Source organism: Roseomonas sp. HF4 (genome assembly GCF_005222755.1).
In the GTDB taxonomy this organism is placed as follows: domain Bacteria; phylum Pseudomonadota; class Alphaproteobacteria; order Acetobacterales; family Acetobacteraceae; genus Neoroseomonas.
Genome location: NZ_STGD01000032.1, coordinates 1 through 16,970 on the forward strand (window position 1 = coordinate 1; position 16,970 = coordinate 16,970).

18 protein-coding genes are annotated in these 16,970 nt (G+C 70.1%); 7 read left to right on the plus strand and 11 right to left on the minus strand.

Going from position 1 to position 16,970, the window contains the following annotated elements:
- The 5 genes from E8M80_RS26400 to E8M80_RS25130 form a co-directional block, all read left to right on the plus strand.
- On the plus strand, positions 1-267 hold a 267-nt coding region (locus tag E8M80_RS26400; protein ID WP_206035749.1), incomplete at its 5' end, for a hypothetical protein.
- A 156-nt stretch (positions 268-423) separates the two neighbouring features.
- The gene (locus E8M80_RS25115; RefSeq protein ID WP_137128470.1) at positions 424-939 is read left to right on the plus strand and encodes a GNAT family N-acetyltransferase; all 516 of its coding nucleotides are present in this window, start codon (positions 424-426) and stop codon (positions 937-939) included.
- Between the two features lie 84 nt (positions 940-1,023).
- On the plus strand, positions 1,024-1,752 hold the full coding sequence (locus E8M80_RS25120) for a phage portal protein (protein ID WP_137128471.1): 729 nt from the start codon (positions 1,024-1,026) through the stop codon (positions 1,750-1,752).
- A gap of 14 nt (positions 1,753-1,766) precedes the next feature.
- Entirely contained in the window at positions 1,767-3,122 is a 1,356-nt protein-coding gene (locus tag E8M80_RS25125) for an NAD(P)/FAD-dependent oxidoreductase (RefSeq protein ID WP_137128472.1), read from the plus strand.
- Positions 3,119-4,246 carry an FAD-binding oxidoreductase gene (locus E8M80_RS25130; RefSeq protein ID WP_240790213.1) on the plus strand — a complete coding sequence of 376 codons (1,128 nt, stop codon included), beginning with the start codon at positions 3,119-3,121 and terminating at the stop codon, positions 4,244-4,246. The genes E8M80_RS25125 and E8M80_RS25130 overlap by 4 nt, the downstream gene beginning before the upstream one ends.
- Positions 4,247-4,285: 39 nt before the next feature.
- Here the strand turns inward: E8M80_RS25130 and E8M80_RS25135 are convergent, their stop codons facing one another.
- From E8M80_RS25135 to E8M80_RS25175, 9 genes are read right to left on the minus strand one after another with little or no spacing between them, the layout of a single operon-like run.
- The gene (locus E8M80_RS25135) at positions 4,286-5,941 is read right to left on the minus strand and encodes a peptide ABC transporter substrate-binding protein (protein WP_137128474.1); all 1,656 of its coding nucleotides are present in this window, start codon (positions 5,939-5,941) and stop codon (positions 4,286-4,288) included.
- A complete protein-coding gene (locus tag E8M80_RS25140) occupies positions 5,938-6,813 on the minus strand; it encodes an ABC transporter permease (RefSeq protein ID WP_137128475.1) in 876 nt (291 codons plus the stop codon). The genes E8M80_RS25135 and E8M80_RS25140 overlap by 4 nt, the downstream gene beginning before the upstream one ends.
- Positions 6,810-7,763, minus strand: coding sequence for an ABC transporter permease (locus E8M80_RS25145; RefSeq protein WP_137128476.1), 954 nt, complete (start codon positions 7,761-7,763; stop codon positions 6,810-6,812). The genes E8M80_RS25140 and E8M80_RS25145 overlap by 4 nt, the downstream gene beginning before the upstream one ends.
- Entirely contained in the window at positions 7,760-8,731 is a 972-nt protein-coding gene (locus E8M80_RS25150; RefSeq protein WP_137128477.1) for an ABC transporter ATP-binding protein, read from the minus strand. Before E8M80_RS25150 ends, E8M80_RS25145 begins: the two co-directional genes overlap by 4 nt.
- Positions 8,724-9,746: an ABC transporter ATP-binding protein gene (locus E8M80_RS25155; protein WP_240790214.1), complete on the minus strand. Its 1,023-nt coding sequence runs from the start codon at positions 9,744-9,746 to the stop codon at positions 8,724-8,726. Before E8M80_RS25155 ends, E8M80_RS25150 begins: the two co-directional genes overlap by 8 nt.
- A gap of 52 nt (positions 9,747-9,798) precedes the next feature.
- Positions 9,799-10,392: a sarcosine oxidase subunit gamma gene (locus tag E8M80_RS25160; protein WP_137128478.1), complete on the minus strand. Its 594-nt coding sequence runs from the start codon at positions 10,390-10,392 to the stop codon at positions 9,799-9,801.
- On the minus strand, positions 10,379-13,324 hold the full coding sequence (locus tag E8M80_RS25165) for a sarcosine oxidase subunit alpha family protein (RefSeq protein WP_137128479.1): 2,946 nt from the start codon (positions 13,322-13,324) through the stop codon (positions 10,379-10,381). The genes E8M80_RS25160 and E8M80_RS25165 overlap by 14 nt, the downstream gene beginning before the upstream one ends.
- Complete coding sequence (locus E8M80_RS25170; protein ID WP_170979643.1) at positions 13,321-13,596, minus strand: sarcosine oxidase subunit delta; 276 nt, start codon at positions 13,594-13,596, stop codon at positions 13,321-13,323. The genes E8M80_RS25165 and E8M80_RS25170 overlap by 4 nt, the downstream gene beginning before the upstream one ends.
- 1 nt (position 13,597) lies before the next feature.
- Positions 13,598-14,851 carry a sarcosine oxidase subunit beta family protein gene (locus E8M80_RS25175; protein WP_137128486.1) on the minus strand — a complete coding sequence of 418 codons (1,254 nt, stop codon included), beginning with the start codon at positions 14,849-14,851 and terminating at the stop codon, positions 13,598-13,600.
- Positions 14,852-14,889: 38 nt separating this feature from the next.
- On the opposite strand from E8M80_RS25175, the gene E8M80_RS25180 reads away from it, so the two are divergent.
- Positions 14,890-15,102 carry a hypothetical protein gene (locus E8M80_RS25180; RefSeq protein ID WP_170979644.1) on the plus strand — a complete coding sequence of 71 codons (213 nt, stop codon included), beginning with the start codon at positions 14,890-14,892 and terminating at the stop codon, positions 15,100-15,102.
- Between the two features lie 76 nt (positions 15,103-15,178).
- The gene (locus tag E8M80_RS25185; RefSeq protein ID WP_137128481.1) at positions 15,179-15,415 is read left to right on the plus strand and encodes a hypothetical protein; all 237 of its coding nucleotides are present in this window, start codon (positions 15,179-15,181) and stop codon (positions 15,413-15,415) included.
- A gap of 41 nt (positions 15,416-15,456) precedes the next feature.
- On the opposite strand, the gene E8M80_RS25190 is transcribed toward E8M80_RS25185, so the two are convergent.
- Both E8M80_RS25190 and E8M80_RS25195 read right to left on the minus strand, forming a co-directional pair.
- Positions 15,457-16,590, minus strand: coding sequence for an FAD-dependent oxidoreductase (locus E8M80_RS25190; RefSeq protein ID WP_137128482.1), 1,134 nt, complete (start codon positions 16,588-16,590; stop codon positions 15,457-15,459).
- Positions 16,591-16,822: 232 nt separating this feature from the next.
- Positions 16,823-16,970, minus strand: a 148-nt coding sequence (locus E8M80_RS25195) for an integrase core domain-containing protein (RefSeq protein WP_137128483.1), incomplete at its 5' end; no start/stop codon positions are given.

Sequence of the window (16,970 nt, forward strand, 5' to 3'; positions counted from 1 at the left end):
AGCCCATCGGGAACATCCCGCCGGCCGAGGCGGAGGCCCTCTACTACGCAGCCCAGGACAATCTGCTCCTGGCGGCGTGACTCAAACCAAACAGCCTCCGGCGAACCCGGGGCGGTTCAGGTTGAGCCGCGGGGCAACGCCATCACCATCACCAAGCAGGCGGCGGGCAAGGCCAAGATCGATCCGCTGGTGGCGGCGTTCAACGCTGCGGAGCTGATGTCGCGCAACCCGGAGGCACGCTCGGCGCCAGCGATCTTTGTTGTCTAGTCGCACGCGGGCTGGACTTTCGCTGTTGACGGGAAGCAGACCGTCGCTCGACAATTCTAGGCGCAACGTGGCGTCGTCGCCGGGCCTCTCAGGGATGACGACCTCGGAGGGATGATGAAGTAGCTTCGCGCGGTAATGACCGGCGGTGGAGGGATCATGCCTTCAGAAGACGCGCGAGCTCATGACTACGACGTTCGGCTCGCAACCCCGTGGGACATCCCTGACATCTTGGTGCTACAGGAAGCTAACCTCATCCGCAGCGGCGGATCGCTGTCGGTGGAATTCCCGCCCGCATGGTTCGAGACAATCATGCGCGAGATGCCGTTAGTGATCGCCCGGCGCGGTGGCGCGCTGGTAGGGTACTTGATCGCGAGTACCCGGGAGCACGCGCGCGGGCAGCCCCTGACAGAGGCCAAGTTTACCGCCTACCCAGGGGCCGATGACGCATACAACGCGGGTCCGCTGTGCGTCGCGGCGGGCGAACGGGGACGCGGGCTGGCGTTGGTCCTCATGGAGGCTCAGCGCTTGCAGCTGCCGGGCCGCGAGGGCGTGGCCTTCGTCCGGTTTGACAACGCTGCCTCCCGCGCAACCCACGCGAGGGCGGGCTACCGCGAAGCAGCGACTTTCACGCACGCGGGCGTCGCCTACGTTGTTGTGGCGCGGCAAGGGTGAACCCCAAACTATGAGGCGCCGCATGGCACAGGCACTTCGCCGGATGGAATCCGGCGCGGGCAACGCCACGCGCGCGCATCGCTGATGCCAGGACTGTTCGGCAGCCTCGCCCGTCTGTGGCGGGAACGGAAAGCCGTGACTTTCGCGCCGGGCTTCTGGGAGGCGCTGCGCCCGCCCGCGAAGTCCGGTGCCACGGTGAACGCCACCTCCGCCCTGGAATGCACCACCGCGCTCGCCTGCGTGCAGGCCATCGCCTGTGGTGTGGCCATGCTGCCGCTCGACATTTACCGCCCCCGCGAAGGTGGCGGGCGCGACGTCGCCACCGACGAGCCGCTGTGGGAGTTCTTCGCCGGCCAGCCGAACGAATGGCAGACCTGGCCCGAGTGGATCGAGACGACGCTGATGCACGCCGTGCTGTGCGGTGACGGCATCTCCTTCATCAACCGCCCGAACCCGCGCGGCCCGATCCGCGAGCTGATCCCCCTCGTCCCCGGCCGCGTGTCGATCGAGCAGCGCCAGGGCTATGACCTGCTCTACCACCTCGTCCGCGCAGATGGCCGCAGCATGTCGGTCGGTAGCGAGCAGGTCTTCCACCTGCGGGCCCCTTCCTGGAATGCCTACTCCGGCCTCGACGCCACCAAGGTGGCCCGCGAGGCGATCGGCCTGGCGCTGGCCACCGAGGAAGCGCACGCCCGGCTGGCTGGACGGGAAAGCGGCGCGGTGTTCAGGCACAAGCGGCCGAAGGCAGACCGGCTTCGGGAAGCCATCGGCGCAGGATGCGCGATGGACCGGTGCAATCCGGCGCGATCGTGATCTAGTCTTGGCGCATGACAGATGCGGACCCGACCTCGATCGCCGGAATGCCTTTTCCTCGGCGCGATTCCTTCGCGCATGTTGTGATCGGCGCCGGCGAGACCGGCATCGCCGCCGCGCGCGCCGCCGCCTCATCCGGGCAGCGCACCCTGCTGGTGGACGAGCACCCGCTTGATCCTGGTCTGTTCGGACTCGACATCCCCTACCTGTTCGGCGGTCGGCTGGATGCCTCCACGCGCCAGGCCGGCCGCATGGAGGAACGCGTCGTCTCCGCCCGACCCGACCTGGTCATGGCGATGGAGGAGGGTGTCGAGGTCGCGCTCGGCGTCGCGGCCTGGGGCGCCTTCGTCAAGGGCGCGAGCAGCCGCGCCCTGCCCGCGCGACTGCTCGGGCTCGCTGACCGCAATGCTGCCTGGCTCGTCGCCTTCGAACAGCTGACGATCGCGGCCGGCGCGCGCGACGTTGCGCTGCCCTTCCCCGGCTGGACGCTGCCGGGCGTGATGGGCGCGCAGGGCTTCGACGCGGCGCTGCGGCTCTATGGCGCCTTTAGCGGTCGGCGGATCGCCATCGTTGGCGGCGGTGCGCTCGCCATGAAGGCCGAGGCGGCGGCGCGCGCCGCCGGGCTCGATGTCGCGCTGCGCATCGCGGCCCCCGCCCCGCTGCGCATCCTCGGCCGCGAGGAGGTCGCCGGCCTCGTCTGGCAGCAGGACGGCACCTGGCATGAGACCGCCTGCGACACCGTCGTGCTGGCGGTGGACACGGTGCCGATGGCGGACCTGCCCGACATGCTCGGCTGCGCGATCGCCTGGGACCCGGCACGCGGCGGCTTCGCGCCGCTGACGGACGCGCAAGGCCGCAGCAGCCTGGAGGGCGTCGCCATCCGCGGCGAAGCGGCCGGCACCGCGCCATCGCAACGGGCGGCGTGGCTCGACCTTGCGCTGGCTGCCGATGATGCGCTCGTGTGCGCCTGCGAGGAGGTGAGCGCTGCCGACCTCCGCGCGCTACGCCCGCCGCGCTACCTCGATGCCGAGGGGCCGGAAGCAGGGCTCGCGCGGCTCGGTCCGCCCAACCAGGACCAAGTGAAGCGCCTGACGCGCGCGGGCATGGGGCCCTGCCAGGGCCGCCGCTGCCGGGAGAGTGTGCACGCCCTGCTCTCCCGTGAGGGGCCGGCGCCGCTCGCGTCGTATCGCGCGCCGCTGCGGCCGCTGCCGCTCGCTGTGCTCGCCGCGCTGGAGGAGGACCCCGCGCTGCGCGCCAACTGGACCGGCTGGTTCGGCATCGCCGCGCAATGGCTGCCGCATTGGGAACCCGCGCCGTCCGATGCGGAATACATCGGCGGCCGACTCAGCGGAGAGGATGTGGTAAAGTGATCGTCATCGTCGGCGGCGGCGTCACCGGCCTGTCCACCGCCTTCTGGCTGGCGCGGGAGGGCCATCCCGTCACGGTCGTAGAGAAGGGCATCGTCGGCTGGGAAGCCTCGGGCCGCAACGGCGGCGGCTGCACGCATCCCTATTCGCCGCTGTTCCGTGAGGAGCAGCGCCTCTGGCCGATGATGGATGAGTTGCTCGGTCATCCGACCGAATGGCGGCCGAACCGCATCAAGGTCGCGCTCGACGAGGGGCAGCTGGATCGCCTGTGGAAGAGCACGAAACTCGCCACCGACCAGGGCTTCGCCGCCGAGGCGCTCGACCGCGCCGCGCTGCGCGAGCTGGTGCCCTGGGTGGGCGAGAGCGCAGTCGGCGGCATCCTCTGGAAATATGGCGGCCATGCCAATCCGCAGCGCGCCAGCCAAGCCTATGCCTGGGCCGTGGAGCGCCTTGGCGGGCGCATCCTGCAGCACACGCCGGTGCGCGGCATCCGCACCCAGGGCGGGCGCGCGGTGGCGGTGCAGACCGCAAATGGCGAGATCGGCTGCGACGCTGTCGTCATCGCCGCCGGCCCTCACACGGCCGCCCTGGCCGCACCGCTCGGCCATCGCGTGCCGATGGCACCGGCGCGGGTCGAGATGATCGTGACCGAGCCGCTGCCGCCGATCGCGATGGGCGGCGTGGACGGCAATGGGCTCTACGGACGGCAGACGCTGCGCGGCAACCTCGCCTATGGCGGCGGGCCGCATGAATGGATCGACCTCGACGGCGAGGCAACGCCGCGGCCGGTAAATACGCCAGTCGTGGCCGGCTTGGCGCGCCGCCTGCAGGAGCTGTTCCCACGTCTCGGGCATGTCCGCGTCATCCGCTCCTGGGGCGGCATCGTGGAGAACACGCCGGACGGGCGACCGATCCTAGACCGGCTCGAGGATCCGGGGAATGTCGTGGTGGCGAGCATGTCATCGGTCGGCTTCGGCCTCTCGCCCGCGACGGGCCGGGCGCTGACGCAGTTGGTTCTGCAGGGGCGCTGCGACTTCGCCGACCTGTCGCAGCTCAAGTTGTCGCGCTTCGGCAACCTGCCGGTCGATTGGCGCAGCCGGCAGGGCTGGGACGCCCTGCCGGTGTGATGCCTTCGTGCCCTCAGGGGCCGGGCGAACCGGGAACCGCTACGCCCAGGCCCAGTCGTAGACGTTCCAGGTGATGTCCGTGACGTACTGGTTGGGCATCGGACCCTGGAGTTGCCGGCGCTTCAGGTGACCTTGCACCGAGCCGCCCTGCGCGGCGAAGGGCACCTCCTCGTGCAGGATCTCTTGGATGCGGTGATAGGTGCGGATGCGGTCGGCCTGCTCGGTCTGCGTCACGCCGAGTTCGAGCAGTCGGTCCACTTCCGCATTCTCGTACTGCACGTAGTTGCTGCCCTGGCGATGCTTCACCGGGATCATCCGCGAATGGCAGCGCGCGGTATAGTCGGGATCGAGGCCGACCGTTGGATCCCAGGCGACGAGCAACGTGTCGAAGCGCGACTGGGTGGTGAACTCGCCCCAGACGACGGAGGCCGGCATGTTGCGGATCTCCATCTCCACACCGATGCGCCGCCAATTCTGCTGGAACAGCGCCTGGCAGCCCTGCCGCGCCACGTTACCCGCGGTGGTCGACATGGTGAACTTCAGCTCGACGCCATCCTTCTGGCGGATGCCGTTCGGCCCGCGCCGCCAGCCGGCCTCGTCCAGCAGGCGCTCGGCGCCGCCGGCATCGGCCGTGTAGTCGCGCAGGGTGTTATTGTAGGCCCAATGCGTCGGCTGCAGGTACGACAGCGTCCGCGGCCAGGTGCCGTGGTAGATGTCGTCGATCGACTTCTGCATCTCGGTCGCCATGGTCAGCGCGCGGCGAACGCGCGGATCGGCGAATTGCGGCTTGCCGCAGTTGAAGTAGATGAACTGCACATTCGGCGTCGGATAGACGAGGAATTCGCGGTCGGGAAAGGCGCGCGCCTCGCGCCAGCGGTCGTTCGGCACGCCGGACAGCGCGAAGTAGTCCACCTCCCCCGTGCGCGCCTGGCCATAGGCGGCCATCTGGTCGGGAACGAACTTGTGGATGAACTGCCGCAGCTTGGCCGGGCCGCGGTGGTAGTTGGGGTTGCGCTCATAGACCATGTGGCTGCCGGCGGTGCGGCTGCGCAGCACGAAGGGCCCGGTGCCAACGGGCTGGCTGTTGAAGGCCGCGGTCTGGATGTTCGCCTCGCGCGAGAGGATATGGTGCGGGACGATGTGCATGTTCTGCCAAGCCCAGAGGAACGGCACGAAGGGGCGTGACAGCTCCATCTCGATCGTATGGCTGTCCTTGACGCGGAAGGCCTTGATCAGGTCGAAGCCCGAGCGGCTGCGCACCGCGACCGCCGGGTTCATGATGGTCTGGTAGGTGAACTCCACGTCCTTTGCGGTGAAGGGCTGGCCGTCGCTCCACTTGATGTCGCGCTTAAGGTTGACCGTCCAGGTGAGCCCGTCCGCGGAGATGCCGCCGTTCTGGCGCGAGGGCACCTGCGCGGCGAGGTTCGGGATGAACTCGCCCTTGTCGTTCACGTCCCACAGCGCATCGAACATGCAGGCCTCGGGCACATTCTCGGTGCCCGCGTTGACATAGAGCAGCGGATTGAACTGCACCGGCTCCTGCGTCATGGCGAGGATGACGCGCTCGCGGTTGATGGACTGGCCCCAGACGGTCGGGGCGGCGAGCAGCGCGGCGCCGCCGAAGCCGCCCGCAAGTGCGGCGCGGCGGGTGATGGTAATGGTCACGTCTCCAGCCTCCTTCCTGTTGGTGGTCACGGATCCATCCTCAGCCGCGGGTCGAGTGCGTCGCGCAGCCCGTCGCCGAGGAAGTTGAAGCCCATCACCGTCAGCGTGATCGCCGCCCCGGGAAGGATGGCGAGCCAGGGGACGGTGTCGAAATACCCCTGCGCATTGGTCAGCATGTTCCCCCACGAGGCGAGCGGCGGCTGCACCCCGTAGCCGAGATAGGAGATGTAGCTCTCCATCAGCACCGCCGAGGCGACCTTCAGCGTCGCCGCCACCAGGATCGGCGCAGCGGCGTTCGGCAGCAGCTCTCGGACCATGATCCTCGTGCGGGAGGCGCCGAGCGCTCGTGCCGCGGCGACGAAGTCCTGCTCCTTCAAATGCAGGATCTCCGCTCTCACGATGCGGCTTACCTCCATCCACGACGTCAGGCCGATAACAAGCGAGATCGAGAGCAGCGTCGGCGGTACGAAGGCGGCGACCACCAGCAGCAGGAAAACCTGCGGGAAGCAGAGCATGGTATCGACGAAACGCATCAGCAGCGTGTCCGCGATGCCGCCGAGATAGCCCGCCGCGATGCCGATCAGCGCCCCCGTCAGCACAGTGGTGACCATCGCCACCAGCCCAACCGTGAGCGACACCTGCCCGCCATGCAGCAGGCGCGACAGTGTGTCGCGGCCGAGCTCGTCCGTGCCTAGCGGGAAGCGCCAGTCCGTCAGCGGCGGGACGAAGCGCAGCGAGGTGTCGAGCAGCGTGGGATCCTGCGGCGCGAAGACCGAGGCGAACAGCGCCGAGGTTATGAGCAGCGAGACTACGATTCCGCCCGCCAGCGCAAGGCGATGTCGCCGGAAGCGTTGCCAGACACGGGCGAACTGCCCTTCCGGCGCGGCGGCCGCGGCACTCATTGCAAGCGCACCCGCGGGTCGATCGCCGCGATGGCGATGTCCGCCAGGAGGTTGCCGATGATCACGAAGATGGCGGTGAACATCATCATCCCCATCAGTATCGGGTATTCCTTCATGTTGAGCGCATCCACGAAGAGCCGCCCCATGCCCGGCCAGCCAAAGATCGTCTCGGTGACCAGCGCGCCGGAGAACAGGAAGGGCAGTTCGACGCCGAGCAGGGCGATCAGCGGCTTGGCGGCGTTGGGAAAGGCGTGGCGCAGCAGGCGCTGGCGCGGCGGCACGCCCTTGGCGCGCGCGGTGCGCATGTAGTCCTGGTGCATCACCTCGAGGAAGGCCGAGCGCGAATATCGGCTCCAGGTCGCGGTGATGACCAGGGCCAGCACCATAGTGGGCAGCACCAGGTGGCGCAGCAGCGAGACAATGTTGCCTTCCTCCCCCAGCTCCCACATACCGCCCGAGGGCAGCCAGCGCAGCTCGATGGCGAAGACATAGATCGCCATCAGCCCGAACCAGAATGTCGGGAAGGACAGCGCGAAGAGCGCCCCGGTCGTCGCCAATACGTCAAACACCGAATACCGCTTCACGGCGCCCAGCACGCCGATGGACAGGCCGAGCAGGATCGCCATCGACAGCGCGCTGCCCATCAGCAGCATGGTGGCGGGCAGGCGCTCGAGGATGACGTCGAGCACCGGCCGCCCGCCGAAGAAGGTGTATCCCCAGTTGCCGGTGAAGATGCCGCTTGCCCATTTCACGTACTGGATGTGGATGGGCTGATCGAGGCCGAAGATGATCCGGATGCGCTCGATGTCCTGCACTTGGATCGTCGGGTTCAGCGTATAGACCGCGAGCGGCCCGCCGGGTGCCAAGTGCATCAGCCCGAAGGCGATCAGCGAGACGCCAATCAGCAGCGGGATGGCTTGCAGCAGTCGGCGCGCGACGAAGCCGATCATGGCGTCACCAAGTGGCAGGCGACCGCATGGCCGCGGGCGACGATGCGCGGCGCCGGCGTCTCCTGCGCGCAGCGCGGCATGGCATGGGGGCAGCGAGGATGGAAGTGGCAGCCTGACGGCGGGTTCGCGGGGCTCGGCACGTCGCCCTGCGGCACTTGGCGCGCGCGGGGACGGCTAGGCACGGGTTCCGGCACGGCGGAGAGCAGCGCCTGAGTGTAGGGGTGCTGCGCATCGAAGAACAGGGCCTCGCGTGGCGCCGTCTCCACCACGCGCCCGAGATACATCACCGCCACGCGGTCCGCGACGTGGCTGACCACGGCGAGGTTGTGCGAGATCATGATGTAGGCGAGGCCGAGCTCCGACTGCAGACGCTTCATCAGGTTGATGATCTGCGCCTGGATGGAGACGTCGAGCGCGCTGACCGGCTCGTCGCCGATGACGAGCTCCGGTTCCAGCGCCAGTGCGCGCGCGATGCCGATACGTTGGCGCTGCCCGCCGCTGAACTCGTGAGGGTAGCGTCGCGCCGCCTCGGGCGGCAGGCCGACCGTCCGCAGTAGCGCGGTCACGCGGTCCGCGCGGTCCTTCGCATCACCGATGCGATGAATCTCGTAGGGTGCGGCGAGGATGCCGCCCACCGTCATGCGCGGATTGAGGCTGGCATAAGGGTCCTGGAAGACGATCTGCATGCGCCGTCGGAAGGGCGCGAGCCGTGCGTGCGTATGCCGGGCGATCTCCTCGCCGGCGAAGCGGATGCTGCCGCCCGTCGGTTCGATCAGCCGCAGGATGGACTTGCCGGTGGTGGTCTTGCCGCAGCCGCTCTCGCCCACCAGCGCCAGCGTCTCACCGCGCGCAACGTCGAGATCGACACCGTCCACTGCGCGGACGGTGCCGATGCGCCGGCGCAGCATCGCAGAGCGGATGGGGAAATGGACCTCGAGGCCCCGCACCTGCAGGAGCGGCTCAGTCATCGCAGGGATTCCAGCAGGCGGCGTGATGGCTCGGCGCGAGCGGCGCGAAGGGCGGAACCTCGGACGCGCAGCGCGGCAGGGCGCGGGCGCAGCGCGGCGCGAAGGCGCAGCCGGCGGGCCGATCCCCTGGGCCGGGCACCATGCCGGGGATCTCTGGCAGAGTGTCGGGCCGATCGCGCGCGATCAGCGGGATGCTCGCCAGCAGCCCGCGCGTGTAGGGATGGCGCGGCGTGGCGAAGAGCGCGTCGACCGGCGACTCCTCGACGATGCGTCCGGCATACATCACGGCGACGCGATGCGCCGTCTCGGCGATCACCGCGAGGTCGTGGGTGATCAGCAGCACCGCGCTGCCCATCTCCCGTTGCAACTCGCTGAGCAGGTCGAGGATCTGCGCCTGAACCGTGACATCGAGTGCGGTGGTCGGCTCGTCGGCTATCAGCAGCGACGGCCGGCAGGCGAGCGCGATCGCGATCATCGCGCGCTGCCGCATCCCGCCCGAGAGCAGGTGCGGATAGGAGCGCGCCACCCGCAGCGGATCGGGGATGCCGACCAGGCGCAGCATCTCCTCCGCCCGCGCCGCTGCCGCTCTCGCCGAAAGGCCGAGATGCCGCACCACCGGCTCGGCGATCTGTCTGCCCACCGTCATCACCGGGTTCAGCGAAGTCATAGGCTCCTGGAAGATCATCGACAGCGCGCGGCCGCGCAACGCCGACATCTCCGTCTCGGACAGCCGCATCAGGTCGCGGCCTTCCAGCAGCACCTCCCCGCGCGGCAGTTCCGACAGGGGCGGCTCCAGCAGGCGCATCACCGCAAGCGCGGTCAGCGTCTTGCCACTCCCGCTCTCGCCAACTAGGCCAAGTGTCTCGCCGCGTCGCAATTCGAAGGATATGCCGTCTACGGCGCGCAACATGTGAGGCGCGACCGGGATGTGGAGCGTGAGGCCGCGCACGGAGAGCAGCGGCAGTTCCTCCGAGGCTGCCGGCGCGTCGCGGGGAAGGGTCGCAGTCGCCGTCACGTCGCCGAGCATGGCACGCATCGCATGCCCGTCACAACGTGCGGTGCCCCGGTCATTCGATCAGCACCCCGGCCCCCGCGCCCGCTTCCATCAGCCAGTGGAAAAAGGGCTCGGCAAGTGTCGCGAAGACCGTCAACTCGAACACTGGCGCTGCGTCCGTCTGGTGGATCAGGCAGCCGACATGCGCGATCTGCGTCGCGGCCGCGCGGCCCGGGCCGAAGGCGCGCGGATGCAGGTCGAGCCGGCAGCCGCGCGCGAGCACGCTGTGCGCCGCCGGGCCGGCAATGGCGATGGTGATGCGGCCGTGGCTCTGGTCGGCAACCGCGGCCAGCCCCGCGAAGGCCGCCGCCGCCCGGGCGGCGAGCGCGCCTTCCACGCCACGCGGCGCGGTGAGCAGCCAATGGCCCGGCTGAATCCAGATGGCCGTCGCATCCTTGCCCGTCGCCGCATGGCCGGCGTGCGGCAGGTCGAGCCCGAAGGACGCGCGCGCAGCTTCGGCTAGCGCGTCCGCGCGCCCGCGCCGCGCCATCACCTGCACGATGTCGCGCGGCGGGAGCGTCACGCGCAGCGGCGCCTCGCCCGCCGCGCCATGGCGGCCCGGCGCGGCGTGGGCGGCCAGCGGATGCGTCGGCTCAGGCGCGGACACGGATGTTCTCCGGGTCATGCATGTGCGCGCTGACGACCCTCACCGGCACCTCCTCGCCCATCAGCGGATTGGCGGCGAGGACCTCGCTGCCGATGCGCGCCTCGCCCTCGCGCAGCATGCCGAGGCCGATCCATCCCGGCTCGACCACCGACCGCGTCACGCTGGTGATCCAGCCCTGGCTGCGCCCGTCTCCGCCTGGCAGCACCAAGTGCGACCCGACCCGGATCTGCCGCGCCGGATCCACGCTGCGCAGGCCCACCAGGCGCGGCCGCGACGGATCGGTCAGCCCGGGCCGCTGCGCGAGCACCCGGCCGATGAAGTCGCCCTTCTTCTTCAGCATCCGCCCGAGGCCGAGGTCCTGCGCCGTGGTCTGCCCGTTCAGCTCCGGCCCGGCGACATGGCCCTTCTCGATGCGCAGCAGGCCGAGCGCCTCCATGCCATAGGGCTCGATGCCATGCGTCGCCCCAGCCTCCATCGCCGCCTGCCACACATGCGTCGCGTAGCCCGCAGGCATCGCGATCTCGTAGGCCAGTTCGCCGGAGAAGGAGATGCGGAACAGCCTCGCCGGCACGCCCGCCGCGGTGCAGTCCGCCACCGCCATGAAGGGGAAGGCCTCGTTCGACAGGTCGAGCCCTTGCACGACGGCGGCAACGACCTCGCGCGCGCGCGGCCCGGCAATGGCGATCGCCGCCCATTGGTCGGTCACGCTCGCCAGACTGACATCGAGATCCGGCCAGGCGCTCGCGAGATGGAATTCGAGATGCTGCATCACCGGCCCGGCCTGCGCGGTGGTGGTGGTGACGAACCAGCTCTCGGGGCCGATCCGGCTGGTCGTGCCGTCGTCGAAGACGATGCCGTCATCGCGCAGCATCAGCCCGTAGCGCGCGCGGCCGATCGGCAGGGTCGAGAAGGTGTTGGCATAGACGCGGTCGAGGAAGGTCGCCGCATCCGGCCCCTCGACCATGATCTTGCCCAGTGTCGAGACGTCGCAGATGCCGACGCGCTCGCGTACCGCGCGCGCCTCGCGCAGCACGCTGGCCCAGGCGTCGGCATCCGCAGGGCGCGGGTAGTAGGCAGGGCGCTTCCAGATCCCTGCATCGAGCCAAGCTGCGCCGAGCGCTTCATGCACCCCGTGCAGCGCCGTGCGCCGCGTCGGCTGGAAATGCTTGCCGACGCCCTCGCCGGCCATCGCGCCCCAGGCGATCGGGGCGGCATAGGGGCGGAAGCGCGGCAGGCCGACGCGGGAGACCGGTTCGCCGCGCGCCTCGGCCAGCACCGCCGCACCGACGATGCCGCCGGTCTTGCCCTGGTCCGTGCCCATGGCGTGGGTGGTGTAGCGCTTGGCATGCTCGATGTGGCTGAAGCCCTCGCGATGGGCGAGGCGGATGTCCGCCGCCGTCACGTCGTCCTGCAGGTCCACGAAGGCCTTGCCGCGCCCCTTCACTTCCCAGAGTTCGCAGGGGCGGCAGTCGGCCGCCGGCGCGTCCGGCAGCGGGAAGGCGGGCATGGCGACGAAGCCGGCCGCCTCGGCCGCCGCATGACCGGCCGCCGCGCCATCGGCCGCCGCCGCGCCGATGCCGTGCACGCCGCGGCAGGCGCCGGCGCTGCGCTCGCGCTGCACCGGCGCGCCGGGCACGAAGGCGAGCAGCGCCTCGTCCCAGGCGAGCGGCGCGCCCGACATGCTGGCGAGATGCACCGCCGGATTCCATCCGCCCGAGACCATCAGCAGATCCGCGGCGAAGGCGTCGCCGCGCCCCGCCGCGCCGACACCGCGCACCGATACGCCGCGCAGGGCCGTGAGGCCGACCGTGCCGCACACCTCGCTGCCGGTGCGGATGTCGAATCCGGCCTCCCGCGCACGCTGCATCGCGGCGCTGTCCTGGCGCGGATCCACGATGGCGACGATGCGCGCCCCGGCCTCGGCCATCGCGAAGGCTGCGTCGTAGGCACCGTCATGCGTCGCGAAGAGCACCGCGCTCTCGCCCGCGCGCACGCCATGGCGCCGCGCGTAGCCGCGCGCCGCGCCGGCCAGCATGACGCCGGGCCGGTCGTTGCCGGGGAAGGCGATCAGCCGTTCATGCGCGCCGGTCGCCAGCACCACCTCCCGCGCGCGGATGGTCCAGGCGCGCTGGCGCGGCGTGTGCGGCGGCGGTTCCGGCACATGGTCCGCGACGCGTTCCACCGCGCCGAGCACGCCTTGGTCGTAGAAGCCGAAGACGGTGGTGCGCGGCATCACCGTGACCTCGGGCATGCCGGCGATCGCGGACAGGGTCTCGTGCCGCCACGCCTCGAGCCCCGGCTCGTTCAGCAGGTCGCCACCCAGGAGCACGTCCTGGTCGGCGAGGATCACCCGCGCCCCGGTCGCACCCGCCGCGCGCGCCGCCGCCAGGCCGGCGGGGCCGGCGCCGACCACCAGCACGTCGCAATGCGCATGCGCGGCCTCGTAGCGGTCCGGATCCGGCATCCCCGACGCATGGCCGAGGCCCGCCGCGCGGCGGATCATCGGCTCGTAGACGCGTTCCCACCAGGCGGCCGGCCACATGAAGGTCTTGTAGTAGAACCCCGCGCCGAGCCAGGGCGCGAGCAGCCCCGCAGCCGCCATCCAGTCGAAGGCGAGCGAGCCGCGCCGGTTCTGGCTGCCGGCTACCAGGCCGTCGAATAGCTCGACGACGGTGGCGCGCGTGTTCGGCTCCCGCCGTGCGCCCTCGCGCAGTTCCACCAGCGCGTTCGGCTCCTCGACGCCGGCCGAAAAGATGCCGCGCGGCCGGTGGTACTTGAAGGAGCGGCCGACCAGCCGCACGCCGTTGGCGAGCAGCGCGGAGGCGAGCGTGTCGCCCGGATGCCCTTCGAAGCGCCGCCCGTCGAAGGTGAAGGCGAGCCGCCGCGCGCGGTCGATGTGGCCACCCGCCTGCCGGCGATGGGGCTGGCTCATGCCGGCGGCACCTCAAGCGTCTCGGCGGCGTTGGCGACGGCGCGGACCTCATGCGTCACGGTGTGCCGCAGCACCTTGAGGAAGGCGCGGCAGCCCGCCGAATGCTGCCACCATTCTACCTGCCAGCCGCGCGGGTTGGTGCGCGCGTAGAGGTAGTCGTGGAAGGCCGCGATATCGCCGTCAGGGCCCGGGCGCGTGACCGTCGCGTCGCCGCGATAGGCGAACTCCGCCTCGTCGCGCGCGCCGCAATGGGGGCAGGGGATGCGCAGCATGCTACTGCGCCCAGAAGAAGGGGCCGTTGCCCCGTTCGTCGAGCATGCGCCCCTCGCGGAAGCGGTCGAGCGTGAAGGCCGCGTTCAGCCGGTGAGGCTCGTCCTTCGCGATGGTCCAGGCGTGGCACCAGCCCGAGCCCGGCGTCGCCTTGAAGCCGCCGTAGCACCAGCCCGCCGTCATATACAGGCCGCGCAGCGGCGTCCGGCAGATGTAGGGCGAGCCATCCGGCGTCATGTCCATCACCCCCGCCCAGGACCGCAGCCCGCGCAGCCTCCCCAGCGCGGGGATCATGCTGACGCCCGCGGCATAGACGTGCTCGGCCTCGGGCAGCGTGCCGCGCTGGCCGTAGGAGGGATAGCCGTCGAGCCCGCCGCCGAAGACCAGCCCGCCCTTGTCCGACTGGCTGATGTAGAAATGCCCCGCGCCGAAGGTGACGACGCAATCGATCAGCGGCTTCAGCGCCTCGCTGACGAAGGCCTGCAGCAGGTGCGTCTCGATCGGCACGCGGAAGCCAGCCATCTCCGTCAGCGTACTGGTGTGGCCGGCGACGGCAAGGCCGACCTTGGGCGCGCGGATCTCACCGCGCGTGGTGCGTACGCCCTGGATGGCGCCGCCCGCCAGGATCATGCCCGTGACCTCGCAGTGCTCGATGATGTCCACGCCGCGCGCATCGGCGGCGTGCGCGAAGCCCCAGGCCACGGCATCGTGCCGGGCGGTGCCGCCGCGCCGCTGCATCAGCCCGCCCATCACCGGGTAGCGGCCGTTGTCGAGATCCACGATCGGGCACATCGCCTTCACGCCCTCGCGGTCGAGGATCTCGGCGTCGATGCCGTTCAGCCGCATCGAGTTGCCGCGGCGGATTGCCGCATTGCGCTGGGCGTCGTTGTGGAACAGGTTGATGACGCCGCGCTGGCTCATCATCACGTTGTAGCCGAGCGACTGCTCGAGCCCTTCCCACAGCTTCAGCGAATGCTCGTAGAAATTGTTGTTCTCGGGCAGCAGGTAGTTCGAACGCACGATGGTCGTGTTGCGCCCGGTGTTCCCCTGGCCGATCAGGCCGCGTTCCAGCACCGCCACGTTGCGGATGCCGTGCACCTCGGCGAGGTAGAAGGCCGTGGCCAGACCGTGCCCGCCGCCGCCGACGACGATCACGTCGTAGGTCGGACTAGGCTCGGGCTTACGCCAGGCCTGATGCCATCCGCTGTTGCCCCGCAGCCCTTCAAGCAGAATGCGGAAGCCCGAATACCCCGCCATCGCCACCCCTGCCGCCTCGTCGCGAAGGTTACGCAGCAATGACAATGACCCGCAAGGCGGGCAGGCACGCGGGCGTCGATTTCGGGCCGCGCCGGAAACTCACCGCCACGGCGGCCTCCACCGTCACTAATGACAGCGGCGCCGGTGGTGGCGTCGGCTCGCAGTGGGTCGAAATCGTCGGCGGGACCTTCTGGTGCTGCGTCGATGCCACCACCGGTGCCGCGGTGTGGAAGGGCGTCGTCCTGACCTGACGGGGCGCGCCACCCCGCCAACCGCGACCGCCGCCGCCAATCGCGGCCGGGCCCGCCTGCCTTCCCGGAGATCATCATGGACCTCACCCCGAACCTGCTCTGGCAGGTCGTGACGACGCTCGCCATCGCGCCGCTGGCCTATTTCCTCAAGGCCTCGCTGGATCGCCTGCGGCAGATGGAGCTCTGTCTGTCGCGCACGCGCGAGCAGCTGGCGCGCGGATACGCCACCAAGGCGAATCTGCACGCCGACGTGGGTCGCGTCCTCGCCCGTCTCGCGATCTGGCGACGGCGACGCTGTCAGATGAGTTCGTGAAGCGGCGGGTGCCGTGATGCGTGAGCGTGCCTTCGCCTCCTTCATTCCGCTGCATGGTCAGCCAAGGCGATCCGCTGCAACACCTCCGCTGCGGCACGCGAGCCGGCGTCAATCGCGCCGGCCAGATAGCCGGGGTCGCTCGCGCTGGTCTCACTCCCAGCGAGCGACAGGCGATCGCGCCATGCGCCGCTCACCCACGGCCCGCGCTGCGGCACGGGATGGGCCCCGCCGCGCCGGTCATCCGCGGTCGCGGTGAAGACCTCGGCAGTCCAGTCCGTCAGCAGCGTCGCCGCAGGGCGTCCGGCCTCATCGCCGAACAGCCGTACAAGTTGATCAAGGCAGGCGCGGGTTAACAGCGCCGTACCCGCAGTCTGGCGCCGATCCGCGTCGATGCCGAGAAAGCCGAACAGCGCCGCCGCGCCCGAAGCGGTTGTCGCGTCATGGATCTCGCCCATCGGGCCTACACCGCTCTGCGCCATGCCGGACAGGCCGGCGGTGCGCCAGAAGGGGCTGTGATAGACGGCGACGAACTTCGCGTGCGGCGCCATCCAGGTCGGCGTGTCGCGCCAGCGCAGTCGGATGGCAGGATCGATTGCCGGCTCGAAGGCGATGCTCGCCTCGAGCAACCTCGGCGGCAGCGCGGCAATCACCTGTGCTGCGAGGACGCTGTCACTCTCGCCGTCAGCCTGGGCGAGCGTCAGTCGGACATGGTCACCCTCCAGGGCGATCCGCGTGACCCACGAGGTGAGTTGGATGGAGCCCTCTGCCAGGCCGCCGGCCAGCGCGCGCACCAGCGCCCCTGTGCCGCCCACAAGTCGCATGGAGCGGGGCTCCTGCCGAACACCGGGGAAGCGCTGGGGCGGGCGGTTCAGCAGGCGTTCGACGAGAACGTCACCTTCATCGTGTTGCGGGAACGCGGCAAGGCCAAGTTGCGCCAACGCGGCCGCCATGGCCGGGTGCATGCCGGGCCAAAACCAGGACGGACCAAGGTCGAAACCGTCCTCCGCGGGGCGTCCCGCCGCATCGGTCGAGAGGATGCGGCCGCCAAGCCGGTCGCGCGCCTCGAAGATCCGGAAGCCGATGCCCGCTTCGTGCAGCAGTCGCGCAGCCTGAAGCCCGGCGAGGCCACCGCCGATAATGGCGACGGGCAGGATCTGGGTGCTGGCGCTGTCCATCTCAGCCCCTGACGTCGGTGCAGCGCGTCGCACTTGTCTCGGGAGGCATGTGAGCACCGTCATCACGTACCCAGGCATCCACCATCAGGCCGCAGGCGAGGCCAGGGCCACGCATCAACCGATCCTGGCGGATTGCTCGATTCTTGTGCTTCGCCATGGCGTTCAGGGTCTGGACATTTCGGGAGTATGGCAAGCGTCTGACCAGCCCCCATCGAGTGATCCAGGCGGAATTTTAGTGGGCCATCGCAGCCGCGCCTGCTTCTGAGCTGATCTGCGACCTGGCCATTGGCACCGTCTCTGGGGCAGGCGGGCGGTACCCCAGCGACGAGTGCGGCCGTACCCGGTTGTAGTGCCGGCGCCATTCCTCGATCAGCACCTGC

Excerpts from the sequence above, each read along its gene's own strand:
- E8M80_RS25145 (WP_137128476.1), bottom strand. The coding sequence starts at position 7,763 with ATGATCGGCTTCGTCGCGCGCCGACTGCTGCAAGCCATCCCGCTGCTG.
- E8M80_RS25165 (WP_137128479.1), bottom strand. The coding sequence starts at position 13,324 with ATGAGCCAGCCCCATCGCCGGCAGGCGGGTGGCCACATCGACCGCGCG.
- E8M80_RS25170 (WP_170979643.1), bottom strand. The coding sequence starts at position 13,596 with ATGCTGCGCATCCCCTGCCCCCATTGCGGCGCGCGCGACGAGGCGGAG.
- E8M80_RS25150 (WP_137128477.1), bottom strand. The coding sequence starts at position 8,731 with ATGACTGAGCCGCTCCTGCAGGTGCGGGGCCTCGAGGTCCATTTCCCC.
- E8M80_RS25180 (WP_170979644.1), top strand. The coding sequence starts at position 14,890 with ATGACAATGACCCGCAAGGCGGGCAGGCACGCGGGCGTCGATTTCGGG.
- E8M80_RS25120 (WP_137128471.1), top strand. The coding sequence starts at position 1,024 with ATGCCAGGACTGTTCGGCAGCCTCGCCCGTCTGTGGCGGGAACGGAAA.
- E8M80_RS25140 (WP_137128475.1), bottom strand. The coding sequence starts at position 6,813 with ATGAGTGCCGCGGCCGCCGCGCCGGAAGGGCAGTTCGCCCGTGTCTGG.
- E8M80_RS25115 (WP_137128470.1), top strand. The coding sequence starts at position 424 with ATGCCTTCAGAAGACGCGCGAGCTCATGACTACGACGTTCGGCTCGCA.
- E8M80_RS25185 (WP_137128481.1), top strand. The coding sequence starts at position 15,179 with ATGGACCTCACCCCGAACCTGCTCTGGCAGGTCGTGACGACGCTCGCC.
- E8M80_RS25125 (WP_137128472.1), top strand. The coding sequence starts at position 1,767 with ATGACAGATGCGGACCCGACCTCGATCGCCGGAATGCCTTTTCCTCGG.
- E8M80_RS25175 (WP_137128486.1), bottom strand. The coding sequence starts at position 14,851 with ATGGCGGGGTATTCGGGCTTCCGCATTCTGCTTGAAGGGCTGCGGGGC.
- E8M80_RS25190 (WP_137128482.1), bottom strand. The coding sequence starts at position 16,590 with ATGGACAGCGCCAGCACCCAGATCCTGCCCGTCGCCATTATCGGCGGT.